The 13,605-nt window shown below is 66.8% G+C and carries 11 protein-coding genes; all 11 read right to left on the reverse strand.

Translation table 11 applies throughout. The features are described from left to right. Position 1 precedes the first annotated feature (1 nt). Positions 2–1,813: an AMP-binding protein gene (locus CDO87_RS02475; RefSeq protein ID WP_100927289.1), complete on the reverse strand. Its 1,812-nt coding sequence runs from the start codon at positions 1,811–1,813 to the stop codon at positions 2–4. A gap of 13 nt (positions 1,814–1,826) precedes the next feature. Then, the gene (locus tag CDO87_RS02480) at positions 1,827–3,119 is read right to left on the reverse strand and encodes a TRAP transporter large permease (protein WP_100927290.1); all 1,293 of its coding nucleotides are present in this window, start codon (positions 3,117–3,119) and stop codon (positions 1,827–1,829) included. Continuing rightward, positions 3,109–3,675, reverse strand: a complete 567-nt coding sequence (locus tag CDO87_RS02485) for a TRAP transporter small permease (protein ID WP_100927291.1) — start codon at positions 3,673–3,675, stop codon at positions 3,109–3,111. Before CDO87_RS02485 ends, CDO87_RS02480 begins: the two co-directional genes overlap by 11 nt. A gap of 68 nt (positions 3,676–3,743) precedes the next feature. Then, positions 3,744–4,763 (reverse strand): TRAP transporter substrate-binding protein, encoded by a 1,020-nt coding sequence (locus CDO87_RS02490; protein ID WP_100927292.1) that lies wholly within the window; start codon positions 4,761–4,763, stop codon positions 3,744–3,746. Positions 4,764–4,946: 183 nt separating this feature from the next. Further along, a complete protein-coding gene (locus CDO87_RS02495) occupies positions 4,947–5,960 on the reverse strand; it encodes an ABC transporter ATP-binding protein (RefSeq protein WP_100927293.1) in 1,014 nt (337 codons plus the stop codon). Continuing rightward, positions 5,948–7,204, reverse strand: a complete 1,257-nt coding sequence (locus CDO87_RS02500) for an MGH1-like glycoside hydrolase domain-containing protein (RefSeq protein ID WP_100927294.1) — start codon at positions 7,202–7,204, stop codon at positions 5,948–5,950. Before CDO87_RS02500 ends, CDO87_RS02495 begins: the two co-directional genes overlap by 13 nt. A gap of 58 nt (positions 7,205–7,262) precedes the next feature. Continuing rightward, entirely contained in the window at positions 7,263–8,477 is a 1,215-nt protein-coding gene (locus CDO87_RS02505) for a carbohydrate ABC transporter permease (RefSeq protein WP_100927295.1), read from the reverse strand. A 79-nt stretch (positions 8,478–8,556) separates the two neighbouring features. Then, positions 8,557–9,804, reverse strand: coding sequence for a sugar ABC transporter permease (locus CDO87_RS02510; RefSeq protein WP_100927296.1), 1,248 nt, complete (start codon positions 9,802–9,804; stop codon positions 8,557–8,559). 58 nt (positions 9,805–9,862) lie between these two features. After that, entirely contained in the window at positions 9,863–11,209 is a 1,347-nt protein-coding gene (locus tag CDO87_RS02515) for an ABC transporter substrate-binding protein (protein ID WP_100927297.1), read from the reverse strand. Between the two features lie 347 nt (positions 11,210–11,556). After that, positions 11,557–13,095 (reverse strand): tripartite tricarboxylate transporter permease, encoded by a 1,539-nt coding sequence (locus CDO87_RS02520; protein ID WP_100927298.1) that lies wholly within the window; start codon positions 13,093–13,095, stop codon positions 11,557–11,559. Between the two features lie 3 nt (positions 13,096–13,098). Continuing rightward, positions 13,099–13,530, reverse strand: a complete 432-nt coding sequence (locus tag CDO87_RS02525; RefSeq protein WP_100927299.1) for a tripartite tricarboxylate transporter TctB family protein — start codon at positions 13,528–13,530, stop codon at positions 13,099–13,101. Positions 13,531–13,605 lie beyond the last annotated feature (75 nt).

The raw sequence follows: 13,605 nt of genomic DNA on the forward strand, positions 1-13,605 counted from the left end.
CTCAGCCCGCCTCCACCGTGAAGGTGATCGGCATGCCCGCCAGTGCGTCGGACAACCGTTCCACGTCACCTGCCGAGGTGGTGATGCGTGTCTCCAGGTTCGGGGCGACATCGACCTTGGCAACGATGCCCAGCCTCTCGGCGGCGGCGGCAATGGCCCAGCGGATCGCCTCCGCCCGGAGCGACGGCTTGAAGATCTTGCCTATGGGTGTCAGCGGCAGCGCCTCGACCACCGCGATGCGTTTCGGCAGCGCCACCGGGTCCTCTATCCGCTGCCCGAGGAAGGCGATCATCGCGGCCTCCGTCACCGCGCCGGTGACGAAGGCGACCGGCAGTTCGCCCGCGTAGGCGTCCGGCATCCCCACCGCGGCGGCATTCGTGACCTCCGGATGCGCCAGCAGGGCGTCCTCGATCATCTGCGGGTCGATGTTGTGCGCCCCGCGGATGATCATGTCCTTCTTGCGCCCGGTGACGAACAGGCGCCCCTCGGCATCCAGCCGTCCCAGGTCGCCCGACACCAGCCAGCCCTCCGGCAGGAAGGTGCCCGCGTTGCGCGACGGATCGGAGTAGCCCGCCGCGACGTTCGGTCCGCGTGTGGCAACGATGCCGGTTTCGCCCCTGGGCAGGGGGCGCGCCGGATCTGCCTCACCCTCCGTCTCGCCAAGGATCGCCACTTCGGTGAACGGCAGGCGCAGCCCGCAGGACAGCGGCGTGCGCCCGCCGTGCACCGGCTCCACCGCGATGGCCCCGGCGCTTTCGGTCATCCCGAGGATGTTGCGCACCGGAACACCCGTGTGGCCTTCGACGGCCTCGGCCAGTTCCGTCGGCAGAGGCGAGCCGCCGGTCAGCAGCCAGCGGAGCGAGGAGATGTCGGCATTCACCGGCCGCGCCCTGAGGGCCGAGAGGACCGTGGGCACCGCCCCGATGACGGTAACCCCGAGCCGCTCCACCTGCCCCCAGATATCCGCCATGAAGGCCGGGTTGCGCATCCCCAGACGACCCGGCGCGACCAGCGTGCCCCCTGCCGACAGAACCGACAGGCCGTAGACGAAGGCGCCGGCGACATGGAACAACGGGAAGCCGTTCACCATCACGTCCGACGGCGACAGATCGTGCATGACCGCGCAGGACCGGGCGACATGCGCCTCGTTCAGTCGGCTGTGACAGACCAGCTTGGGCTGCCCCGTGGTCCCGCCGGTGTGGTAGAAGGCGGCGATGGCACTCTCGTCGCCCGCAGGCGTCACCTCAGGCCCGCCCATGGCGATCAGCGTCTCGAACGTCCCGTCCGAGCCGGGACTGGCGTGATCGGCGTCACAGGCAAAGATCGGCAGGTCGATGCCCTCGGTGCGCAGGGCCGGGACAAGCTGCGCCCAGACCGCCATCTCGTCGCTCATCCCGGCAATCACAACGGCCGCGGCGTCCGACGCGCGGATCAGGGCGGCCACGTGGTCGGGCTTCAGCATCGGATTGATCGGACAGGCGCGACCGGCCACCTGCGCGCCCCAGAGCGCCACCTGCCCTGACACGCTGTGCGGGGTCAGCAGGGCGACGGCGCGGTCGGGTGTGACCCCGTGCTGCCGGAAGAGCCGCGCCGCGCCCATGATACGCCCGGCGAAGTCCGCATAGCTCACCACCTCGTCGCGCGACGGGTCCGCCGCATCGTGCAGGTAGCGGATCGCGGTGGCGCCCGGCTGCCGCTCCGCCTGCGCGCGCAGGATCTCCCACGGGCTGCGGTGCGGCAGGAAGGCCTCGAGACCAAGGGCCTCCAGCGCCTCCAGATCGGCAATCGTCCGGATGCGCCCCTGCCCTGTCATCCCTGCCCCGCCATCAGTTCATGCTGGCCGGCAGCGCCAGCACGATGAAGGGAAAGGCGATCAGCAGGGCCAGCCGCAGCACGTCCGCCACGACGAACGGCAGCACGCCCTTGAAGATCGTCGTCAGGCTGACCTTCTGCGCGATGGAGTTGATGACATAGACGTTCATCCCCACCGGCGGCGTGATCAGACCCAGTTCCACGGTCATCACGATGATGATGCCGAACCAGATCGGGTCGAAGCCAAGCTGCTGGATCACCGGAAAGACGATGGGGATCATCAGGATGATCATCGCCATCGCGTCGAGGAAACAGCCCATGACGAGGAACAGGAGCAGGATCAGCAGCAGCGTGCCATACTTGCCCGCCCCCAGCGTGGTGAGGAAAGAAGTCAGCTCCTGCGGGACCTGCGTAATCGCCAGGAAATAACCAAATAGCGTCGCCCCGATCAGCACCACGTAGATCGAGACGGAGGTGCGCAGCGCCTCCACAAGGCTGTCGAGCAGCGTGGTCATGGTCAGCTTGCGCCGGGCCAGGCCGATCAGCGCGGTCAGAAGTGCACCGACAGCGGCGGCTTCCGTCGCGGTGACGATGCCGAAGTAGATCGACAGGATGACCGCGACGAACAGCAGGCCCACGGCCCAGACGCCCCTCAGCGCGGCCAGCCCCTCGGACAGGGTGAACTTGTCGGCGGCGGGCAGGTCGCGCCCGTACCACAGGCGCACGGTGGCCATGTACATCACCACGGCGAGGATGCCCGGAACCACCCCGGCGATGAACAGCTCGCCAATGTCCGTCTCCGTCATGAAGCCGTAGATCGCCAGCACCACGGAGGGCGGGATCAGGATGCCCACGGTGCCGCCTGCGGCGATGATGCCGGTGGCGGCGGCGTCCGAATAGCCCGCTTGCTTCATCTCCGGGTAGGCGATCTTGGTCATCGTGGCGGCGGTCGCCACCGACGATCCGCAGATCGCCGCAAAGCCGCCGCATGCCCCGACAGAGGCAAGGCCAAGCCCGCCCTTGAACCCGCCCAGCCACGCCCGGCCCGCGCGGAACAGTTCCGACGACATGCCGGAGTTGGTGGCCAGCACCCCCATCAGCACGAAGAACGGGATGAGCGTCAGGTTGAAATCGGTGATGGTGGCGATGGGCGACTGCGACAGCAGGTTCAGCGCCGGACGCCAGCCCACGACACCCGCGAAACCGCCGATGCCGACCAGCCCCATGGCGATCCCGATGGGCACCCGCACCGCCATCAGCCCGAAGAGGGCGACAAAGCCCAGCGTGGCGATCAGTTCACCGCTCATTGTTGCGTTCCCCGACCGTCTGGTCCTTCAGAAGTTGTTCATCGATACCGTCGAACTCGCCCAGGTCGCTGCCAAAGCGCACGATCCGCCAGAGCCGCACGGCCGTGGCGAAGAAGGCCGCGACGGTGCCCAGCCAGATGGCGCCGAAGAACGGCCAGTGCGGCAGGCGCAGGTCCATGGTGGCGTCCCCGCCCGACATCGCGGCCAGCGTCCGCTCACCGATCTTCCACACCAGAAGCGCGGTGAAGACCAGCAGCACGAACCAGGCAAAGCCGTTGACGGCCGTCCGTGCGCGCGGCGACAGCGCCTGAGCCAGCAGGTCCACCTTGATGTGGGTGCCGTGCCAGGCGACCGACGCCAGCCCCCAGGCCACGGCGACGCCCAGCACCAGCCGCGACAGGTCGAAGGCATCCGGAACCGGCCGTGCAAAGCCGTAGCGCCCGATGGCAGACGCCACGATCAGGATCGTGACCAGCCCGAGAACGATGCCTGCAATGCGTTCAATGACCGAGATGACCCGGCGGACCGGCCGCCCGGATGGATGACGTTCGTACATGGGGTCTCCGGAGAAAAGGCTTGGCTGGGGCGGGCGCGCAGATGGAGCGCCCTGCCCCGTCAGTCAGGTCAGTAGTCCGCGTCGTACTTCTGCAGCGCGGCCTTGTAGGCCTCGAGGATGGCATCGGCGTCGCCCCCCTTGGCAGAGACGGCCTGCTTCCACTCCTCGACCAGCGGCTGAGCGGCCTCGCGCCACGCCGCGACCTCTTCCTCGGTCGGGGTGTTGAAGGACTGGGTGTCGTCCGCCTTCAGCTTGTCCTTGGCGGCCATGTCGTCCTCGGCCCAGCCCGCCGACACCTTGCCCGACCATTCCGGCGTGCAGTGGGAGTCGATCACGGCCTTGTTCTCGTCCGAGAGGCCCTCGTAGCTGTTCTTGTTCATCACGAGGACCTGTGCGGACAGGTAGAACGGCATGTCGAGGTGAACCGGCACTTCCTCGGTCAGCTTGAAGTCGTACATGGCGCCCCACGGGAAGGTCACGGCCTCCGCGGTGCCCTTGGACAGCGCTTCACGCACTTCCGGCGCGGGCACCTGCACGGGGCCGCCGCCCAGCAGAGAGATGAAGCGCGCGATGGTGGCATGAGCCGGGCGCACGTTCATGCCCTTAACCTGTTCCGGGCTGGTCACAGGCACCTTGGAGTGGAAGGCACCCGGCGCGTGGGAATGCACGAAGCAGACCTTCACGTCCGACATCTCCGTCTCGGCGCCGTTCGCGAGGTACCACTCGTGGATGGCCTTGGTGCCGTTGACGTTGTCATCGGACATGAACGGCAGTTCGGTGGCGGAGTAGATCGGGAAACGGCCGGCGGTGTAGCCAGGGTTCACCCAAGCGAGATCGACGATGCCCTGCGCGGCCATGTCGTAGTGATCGGGCGCCTTGCCAAGCTGCTGCGCCGGGAAGACCTGGATCGCGATGCGACCCTCGGAGGCTTCCTGCACGGAGGCCACCCACGGGTCGACGCCCTTCGTGGCGGGCGCGATGGTCGGCGGAATCCAGTGCGACAGGCGCAGCGTGACTTCCTGGGCTTGCGCCGAAAGCGGACCCACGACGGCGAGAATCGCGGCAAGCGCGACGGACGTTCTTTTCATGATGTTCCTCCCTTGGGCCGGATTTCCCGTCCGGCCTCATGAAGGAATGCGTATCAAACGAAGGGCGAAAATCAAATAAAATGTTTACGAATGAACGAAACCGGGCGTGATCGGCAGCACCCCTCCGCCGCGTTCCAAGGGTCGCGTCAGGCGCAGGACCATAGCCCGCCAAGGCATTCGCAGTCAGATCGCCAGCCCCTCGGCGTCAAAGGCATGGACCTTGCCGGGCGCGAAATGCAGGCCCACCGGGTCGCCCGGGCTGCGCGCCGACTCGCCGTCCGTGCGCACGGTGATCCGCCCCGCATCGCCGCAGTCGACGATCAGGAAGGTGTCGGCGCCCAGATACTCGATCACGTCCACCGTCCCGTCCATGTGCCCGCCGCCGGGTTCCACCAGCGTGATGTGCTCGGGCCTGATGCCGATCTGCGCGGCCCGCGCGCCCTCGTCTATCCCGCGCGAGAGGCTGGCGGAAAAGACGTTCATCTTCGGGCTGCCGATGAACTGCGCGACGAACAGGTTCGCAGGGTGTTCGTACAGCTCCCGCGGGGCACCGATCTGCGCGATCCGCCCGCCTTCCAGCACCACGATCCGGTCGGCCAGCGTCATCGCCTCCACCTGGTCGTGGGTGACGTAGATCATCGTGGCGCTCAGCGACTGGTGCAGCTTGGCGATCTCGTAGCGCATCTCGACCCGCAACGCGGCGTCGAGGTTGGACAGCGGCTCATCGAACAGGAACGCGGTCGGGTCGCGCACGATGGACCGGCCTATGGCCACCCGCTGCCGCTGCCCGCCTGACAGGTCCTTTGGCCGCCGGTGGAGATAGGCGTCCAGCTTCAGCACATCCGCCGCATGGTCGACCTTCGCCGCGATCTCCTCCTTCGGCACGCCCGCCGCCTTCAGCGAAAACCCCATGTTGTCGCGCACCGACATGTGCGGATAAAGCGCGTAGCTCTGGAACACCATGGTCAGCCCGCGCTGCGAGGGCGCCTCGGCGGTGGCGTCGCGCCCGTCGATCAGGATCTGCCCGCGCGAGGTTTCCTCCAGCCCCGCGATCATCCTGAGCAGGGTCGACTTCCCGCAGCCCGAGGGGCCTACGAAGATGATGAACTCGCCCTCCTCGATGGCGAGGTCCACGCCTTTGATGACCTGCACGTTGCCGAACCATTTCTCGACGGCCTTCAGCTCTATGCTTGCCATGGGAATCCTTTCGCAGTCGGTGTGGCCCAGGCCAGCCAGGTGGCCGCGGTCCAGGTGAAATCTCGCCCGCCCGCAGGCGACGCGTCGCGCGGGTCGAAATACTCGGCAAACCCGCCGGTCGAAATCATGCTCCGCGTGGTGTCACAGAGCGCGGTGGCGCGGCCGTCGTGGCCCGCGTCGCGCAGCCCGAGGGCGATCAGCCAGTTCATCATTGCCCAGACCGGCCCCCGCCAGTAGCGCTTCGGCTCGAACCCCGGCTGCTGCGGGTCCGCCGAAGGCACGCCGTAGGGCAAGACCCCGGCGATCCGGTCGAAGTGGTCCAGCATCCGTTCGGGCCTGACACCCGCGTACCAGTTCAGGAAGGACGCGTTGGAGATTACGCCGGAGTGCTTGCCCGCCCGCATGTCGAAGGTGTCGTAGGCGCCGATCTCCGCATTCCACAGCCGTTCCGATCCGGCTTCGATGGCGGCGATCCAGCCCTCGATCTCTGCCGTCTCCGCCCCGAACCGCTGCGCCAGGGCCAGGAGGTCCCGGTTGGCGCGCAGCAGGGTGAAGGTCATCGTCGGATCGGCCACCCGGAAGGGAGAGACCTCCCGCAGGTGCGCCTCGTCCCAGCCGCAGTCGTGCCCCAGCTTCACCAGCGTCAGGTAGCGGTCGTAGTCCCAGCGGCGCGGGCGTTCGTCCTCGGCCACATGGGTGGTGTCGCGCCGGTAGTAGGCGTCGAGGTTGGCGGGCTCGATGGCGGCAAAGGCCGCGTCCCAGTCCGGAGAATTGTCGCGCCCCGTCTCCCAAGGGTGGCTGACACAGATCGCGCCCTTCTCCCCCCGCCAGTCGAAGAACCATCGGTGCCAGTCGGTGAGCGGGCCGACCATCTCCTTCGCCCGATCCGCGGCCGAGGGGTCCAGATCGGCCAGGTACCGGATGAAGGTCGCGGCGATGGGCGGCTGCGATATCCCCGAGGACGGCACAGGACCAACCCCACCCCAGACGTCCGGGCCCGGGAAATACGTGGGCTCCACCTTGTGGAACAGGATGTGCGGAACCATGCCGTTCGGCCACTGTCCAGACAGCAGCGTCTCCACCTCCTGCCAGGCGCGGTCGGTGTCGAAGGTGGCGAACCCCATGGCGGCAAAGACGCTGTCCCAGTTCCACTGGTAGGGATAAAGCCCCGCCGTGGGCACGGTGTACCCGCCCCGGTCGTTGCCCTGCAGGATGCGGCGCGCGGTGGCGTCGAGGTCGGTCATGCCGCCCCCCTCATTCCGGTCACGCACCCCGCACCCCATATGCCCCGATGCACACCGCTCATCCCTTCACGCTCCCCGCCGTCAGGCCCTTGGTCATGAACCGCTCCAGCCCGAGGAACAGCGCCATGATCGGCACCGTGGCGATCACCGATCCGGCCATCAGGTGCTGGCGCGGGATCTCCGACGAATTGAGCGAGGCGATGCCGCGTGTCAGCGTGAACTTCGACGGATCGTCGAGCAGCATGAAGGCCAGCAGGAACTCGTTCCACGCGATCATGAAGACATAGAGCGACACGGAGGCCAGCGCCGGCAGCGACAGCGGCAGGGTGATCTTCCAGATCACCATCAGCCGCGACAGCCCGTCCATCAGCCCGGCCTCCTCGATCTCCGCCGGCAGACCGCGGAAGTAGCCCTGCAGCATGTAGAGCGCCACGGGAATGGTCGTGACCGGGTAGATCATCACGATCCCGGCGATGGAGTTCCTGAGCCCGGTCATGGAAAAGGCGATGTAGATCGGCAGCGCCAGAACGATCATCGGCACCATGTAGATCAGCAGGATCGAGCGCGAAAACATCGCCCGCCCTGCGAACCTCAGCCGCGCCACCGCGTAGGCGCCGGGAATGGCGAAGGCCAGCGTGATCAACACCGTCAGCACCGAGATGTAGAACGAGGTCCAGAGGTAACGGCCGAAGTTGAAGTCCCGGATCAGCTCCACATAGGACCGGAACAGCCCCCAGCCCTGCGACAGGTCGATGGAGAAGTCGAGCGGGTTGGCGATCAGCTCCGCCTGGTTCTTCAGCGAGGTCATCACCATCACGTAGAACGGAATGACCACGATGGCGGTGAAGAAGACGTAGCCGAACCCCATCAGCGCCCGGATCACCGCCCCCTCGAACTGGTGCCGTGTCAGCGCGCCCGCGGGCAGCCCGTCAAGGTAGCGCACCAGCGGAATGCCCGTGGCCCCCGCCCCGAAAATCAGCGCCGCCGCCCGCAGGCCCATTGCCGTGTCCTCGCCGAACCGCAGCGCGCCCACTCCCACGGCCGCCAGCGCCAGCGCCGCCGCCAGCGCCGCGCCGTCGGTCAGCCAGCGGTTCTGCCAACGCACGGCCACCAGCCCGGCAATCGCGCCCACCAGCACCGCGCCCGAGCCCGAGGGCCGCACGCTTTCTCCGGTGGCAAAGCTCATGACCACGGCCACGGTGATGAAGGCCACCACCGCCCAGAGCGCGCCCAGAAGCGCGCCGGTCACGTATCCGACCCTCAACGCCTTCATGCGCCCGCTCCTTCATCTTGGCAGAAATACCTGAAAGGCGCCGCAGGCGCCCGGGGCGCAGCCCCGCCTGTTGCGCAGCTCATAACCCTTCCTCCCGGCTGATGAACTTGAAGAAGAAGACCGAGAAGATCAGCAGGCAGCCGAAGACCACCACCGCCACCGCAGCGCCCGCCCCGATGTTCGACAGGGCAAAGGCCTGCTCGTAGACGTTCACCGTCAGGGTCCGCGTGCCCGCGTTGCCGCCCGTCAGCAGGAAGATGTCGTCGAACTTGTTGAAGGTCCAGATGAAGCGCAGCAGGAACAGCACGCTCAGGATGCCCAGAAGCATCGGCAGCGAAAGGTACCAGAACTGCTGGAAGGGCGAGGCCCCGTCCATCTCGGCGGCCTCGTACATGTCGCTGTCGATCGACTGCATGCGCGCCAGGATGAACAGGAAGGACAGCGGGAAATACCGCCAGACCTCGAAGGCGGTGACCATGATCAGCGCCAGGGGTTTCTGCCCGAAGAAGTTGATCGACTGCTCGGTCACGCCCATCTGCACCAGAAGCGCGTTGGCCGAACCCGAGAACGGGTCGAAGAGCAGGATCCACGCAAAGGCGACGGCGATCACCGGCGCCACGTAGGGAAAGAGGTAGAGCCCCCGCAACAGCCCCTGTCCCTTGAACGAATGGTTCAGAAGCTGCGCCGCGAAGAGTCCCATCACCAGCGCACCGATGGTGCCGAAGACGGTGTAGAACAGCGTGACGCCAAAGACCGACAGGAACTCCTCGCCGTCGAAGACGCGGGCGAAGTTCTCCAGCGTGAAATTGCCCGATGTCAGCACCGATTGCGCCCGGCCGGTCATCACCGGGTCGGTCTCTTCGATGTCGGTTTCCTGCGCGAGGAAATCGGCGGAGACGGTCACCGGGATCTCCAGCCGCTCGCTGTAGCCGCCCTCCCAGTCGCCCAGGTCGCAGAAGAAGTCGGCCCCCTCCAGCGTGCAGCGCGGATCGAGGTCGCCGATAACGGTCAGCCCGTCCGGCCATGTGTCGGTCAGCGTGACGCCGGTGATCGACTGGTCCTGAGAGGAATTCCGCAGGCGGTAGCGCACAGTGGCCTCATCACCCGCGGCCTCGGGCTTGCCGCGCAGGTCCTCGCGGATGACCACTTCGGGCGCCCGCAGGTCGCCCAGTTCCACGGGTTTGAAGCTGATCCAGAACACCGCCAGAAGCGGCAGGACGACCACCGCCGCAACGGCGAAGAGCGTCGGAAACAGGAGCGACCACGCCAGCCGCGCCTCGCGCCGGGCGAGCGGGCCGGTTCCGGTCGGCGGAATCGCCTGTGACATGGCCGTGATCCTCCGTGGCGCAGGCGGGCGGACCATCATGGCCCGCCCGCCCGTGACGTCATTCGATCTTCGAAAGCTCGTCGTTCATCGCCGCAACGGCGTCGGCCACCTCAATCTGGCCGTCGATGTACTGCCGCACGATCCGGTTGATCGCCTGGCTGTTGATCATCTTCGAGGCCAGCGCCAGCTGCCCCTCGGTCACCCCCCAGCGCTGCGCCACGTCGAGGCCGCTGACGATCTCGTCGATCTTCGACTGGTCGTAGAGGTCCCCGAGCGGCGCCTTGCGGTCGACGCCCACCGGCAGCTCGGCCCATGCCTTCTGGAAGGCAGTCGGGTCGTCGGCGGTGCCGCGGCGGGTCGGGAATTTGCCCTCCGGCGCGATGGCCAGCGTCTGGGTGTAGCCCTGGTCCATCGAATAGGCGACGAACTCCTCCGCGATGTCGGTGTCCGCGTCGGAGGTGATCCCGAAGTACCGCATGTCGCCCCAGGCCGCGCCGTCCGGGTTGGACGGACCGGCAAAGGTCGTCACGATCCCGGTCTTAGACGCCAGCTCGGGCGAGGTCGGGTCGTCGTTGATCGTCGGCGGGGCACTGTCGCGCAGGCCAGCCAGCTCATCGAGGATGAAGGGCGACCAGATGATCATCGCCGCGTTGCCCGAGAAATAGAGCGAGCGCGACTGGTCCCAGTAGAGGTCACCCGGCGGCGAGGCGTCGGCCAGTTTCTTGTAGAACTCCAGCACCTCGGTGGTTTTCGCCTCGTCGAGCGGCGCGAAACCGTCCTCCCCAACCGGCGTCACGCCGTTGGCGAGGAAGACATGCTCCAGCACCTGGCTCATGAAGGGCTCGTCGACCTTGGTGGCGGCGACGAAACCGTACATCTCGGGCGGGTTGTGCAGCTTGTCCAGCGCGGCCTCGACCGCGGCGTAGGTGGTCGGCGCTTCCAGCCCTGCCTCGTCGAACAGGTCCTTGCGGTAGAGGATCATCTGCGTCCAGCCGTCCACGGGGACCGCCGCGTAGCCCTCCCCGAAGGCGGCCATCTTCAGGGCACCCTCGGCAAAGGTGTCCTCGCCCAGGTCCTCGATCACGTCGGTCGCGGCCTCGGGGTCGAGGATGCCTTCCTCCGCCCAGGGCAGGGACCATTGCAATGTGTGGTAGATCACGTCCGGCAGGTCACCCGCCGCAAAAGCCGCCGTCGCCCGTGTGCCGAGGTCGCTCTCTTCGACCGGGATGACCTCGACCTCGTTGCCGGTCGCCTCGGTGAAGTCGGCGGCCATCTGTTCCTGCCGGGCCAGCCGTTCGGGCTGCGTTTCTGTCGTCCAGAACCGTATCGTGTCGGCCTGCGCCGCACCCGCGATTGTCAGCGCAAGCGCCGTCCCGGCCAGCAGCCGGGCTTTGTTCGTCGCCATGGTATCCTCCTGTTGAACACGGGAGGCATCGTGCGGGGCAAGGCGCCCCTCCGGACCTTCTGGCCGGCTTGCCGCGCGGGCACCTCGCGGTGTCCGGCAGCCGTGGCTTTGTGCGCGAAATGCTGCACTGCCACATTTATCACTTCGAAAATCGACAACGATTCCCTCCCCCTGCAAGGTTGAGTTAACGCGCACGACAAGCCAAGTTTAAATAAAAGGCACTTTGTGAACGCCGGTTTCCGGCTGTCGGGGCGGTTTCGGACGCCCGGCACTGCTTTCCAGAAGTCAAAAAAGAACCCGGCGCGGGTGGCGCCGGGTTCGGAGTTGCGCAGGCTCGTGGCTCTGGTTCAGTCGCGGAGCGACCCTTCTTCGTCGCCCTGCCGCCGCATCCCGGCCTTGACCCGCGCGCCGATGATCAGCGGCAGGATGAACCCGACGATGGCAACCGTCCAGAGACCGATGGCAAGCGGGCTGTCGATCAGCGTCCACCAGTTGCCGTTGTCGATGGTGATGGCACGGCGCAGGTTGTTCTCCATCGCGTTGCCCAGCAGCGTGCCGAGGATGATGGGCACCAGCGGCACGTCGAACTTGCGCAGCACCCAGCCCATGACGCCGAAGCCGATCATCACCATCAGGTCGAAAGACGACCCGGAGATGCCGTAGATCCCGACAAAGCTGACCATCGCCACGATGGGCATCAGGATGCGCGACGGGATCATCAGCACGCGGGTAAAGATGCCGACCATCGGGATGTTCATCGCCAGCAGCATGAAGTTCGCGATGAAGAGCGCCGCGATCAGGCCCCAGACCACGTCCGGGTTCTGGGTGAACAGCAGCGGTCCGGGCGTGATGTTGAGCGCCAGGAGCACCGCCAGCAGGACCGCGGTCGTGCCGGAGCCGGGCACGCCAAGCGCCAGCATCGGCACCAGCGCCCCGCCTGCGGCGGCGTTGTTGCCCGCCTCGGGGGCCGCGACACCGCGCGGGTCGCCCTTGCCGAAGGTGCCTTCCTTGTCGACCAGCCGCTTTTCGAACGAATACGAGATGAACGACCCCAGCGAGGCCCCTGCCCCCGGCAGCACCCCGGCGAGGAAGCCCAGGAACGAGGTCCGCAGCATCGTGGGTATGCACTGCTTGATCATCGACATCGGCGGGTAGAGTTTGCCGATCTTCAGCTTGGTCTCGTCCGCGTCCGCCCCGCCGTGGCGGTGTTCGAGGAAGATGAAGACCTCGGACAGCGCGAACAGGCCCACGATGGCCACGAGGAAGTCGAGACCGTCATAAAGGTGCACCTCGCCGAAGGTGAAGCGCGGCACGCCGGTCTGGGTGTCGACGCCGATCATCGCAAGGCCAAGCCCCAGTGCCGCGGCAAAGGCCGATTTCGCCTGGTTGGTGGAGGACACGCCGCCGAGCGTCATGAACGCAAGGGCGAAGAGGGCAAAGTACTCCGCCGGGCCGAAGAGCAGCGCGATCTTCACCAGCTGCGGCGCGAGGAAGATCAGCCCCCAGGTCGCAAAGAACGCGCCGACAAAGGAAGCAATTCCCGAAAGCGAGAGAGCTTCGCCGGCGAGCCCCTTCTTGGCCATGGGATGCCCGTCGAGACAGGTCATCATCGCCGGTTCGTCCCCCGGGATGTTCAGCAGGATCGACGAGATGCGCCCGCCGTACATCGCGCCGTAGTAGACGGACGTAAGCAGGATCAGCGAGGGCGTGGCGCCCAGGCCGAGCGTGAATGCCAACGGGATCAGGATCGCCACGCCGTTCGACGGGCCGAGGCCGGGCAGCGCGCCCATGATCGTGCCGAGGAAACAGCCCAGCAGCGCCAGCAGGATGTTCTGCCACGTCAATGCGATGGCAAAGCCGTCGGCGAGATTGGAAAAGGTCTCCATGGTTCAGAACCCCCAGGGGCCGCGTGCGAGGGAGAGGCCCAGCACGAGGTGGAAGATGACGTAGATGCCGACCGAAGTGCCGACGCCGGTCAGCACGGCCTCGACCGGACCGGAGCCAAGGCGCCACGCGAGGTATCCTGCGGCAAAGGCGGTGGCGAGGACGAAGCCCGCGACGGGCAGCAACTCGGCGTAAAGGATCATCACGACGATGGCGGCGCCGATCTCGACCAGGCGGCCAAGCGCGGGCCATTGCGGTTCGGGATCGGGACGGAAGGCTATCACGGCGCTCGAAATGCCGAGGATGGCGGCAATGATCAGGGGGAAGGCCTTGGGACCCACGGCATCGGAGAGAAAGCTTTCCTCGATATACAGCGCCGAAATGGCGAAACCGATGGCGAGGAGAATGCCGAAGACCCCGAAGATGCGATCACTCATGGGGATCTCCAGTTCGGGATGTCAGGGGGTATCGGGTAAGGATCGGGCGCCGCCTCGTGCGGCGGCGCCCTGTAG

The sequence above is a fragment of the Sagittula sp. P11 genome (assembly GCF_002814095.1).
In the GTDB taxonomy this organism is placed as follows: domain Bacteria; phylum Pseudomonadota; class Alphaproteobacteria; order Rhodobacterales; family Rhodobacteraceae; genus Sagittula.

Excerpts from the sequence above, each read along its gene's own strand:
- CDO87_RS02475 (WP_100927289.1), bottom strand. The coding sequence starts at position 1,813 with ATGACAGGGCAGGGGCGCATCCGGACGATTGCCGATCTGGAGGCGCTG.
- CDO87_RS02480 (WP_100927290.1), bottom strand. The coding sequence starts at position 3,119 with ATGAGCGGTGAACTGATCGCCACGCTGGGCTTTGTCGCCCTCTTCGGG.
- CDO87_RS02485 (WP_100927291.1), bottom strand. The coding sequence starts at position 3,675 with ATGTACGAACGTCATCCATCCGGGCGGCCGGTCCGCCGGGTCATCTCG.
- CDO87_RS02490 (WP_100927292.1), bottom strand. The coding sequence starts at position 4,763 with ATGAAAAGAACGTCCGTCGCGCTTGCCGCGATTCTCGCCGTCGTGGGT.
- CDO87_RS02495 (WP_100927293.1), bottom strand. The coding sequence starts at position 5,960 with ATGGCAAGCATAGAGCTGAAGGCCGTCGAGAAATGGTTCGGCAACGTG.
- CDO87_RS02500 (WP_100927294.1), bottom strand. The coding sequence starts at position 7,204 with ATGACCGACCTCGACGCCACCGCGCGCCGCATCCTGCAGGGCAACGAC.
- CDO87_RS02505 (WP_100927295.1), bottom strand. The coding sequence starts at position 8,477 with ATGAAGGCGTTGAGGGTCGGATACGTGACCGGCGCGCTTCTGGGCGCG.
- CDO87_RS02510 (WP_100927296.1), bottom strand. The coding sequence starts at position 9,804 with ATGTCACAGGCGATTCCGCCGACCGGAACCGGCCCGCTCGCCCGGCGC.
- CDO87_RS02515 (WP_100927297.1), bottom strand. The coding sequence starts at position 11,209 with ATGGCGACGAACAAAGCCCGGCTGCTGGCCGGGACGGCGCTTGCGCTG.
- CDO87_RS02520 (WP_100927298.1), bottom strand. The coding sequence starts at position 13,095 with ATGGAGACCTTTTCCAATCTCGCCGACGGCTTTGCCATCGCATTGACG.
- CDO87_RS02525 (WP_100927299.1), bottom strand. The coding sequence starts at position 13,530 with ATGAGTGATCGCATCTTCGGGGTCTTCGGCATTCTCCTCGCCATCGGT.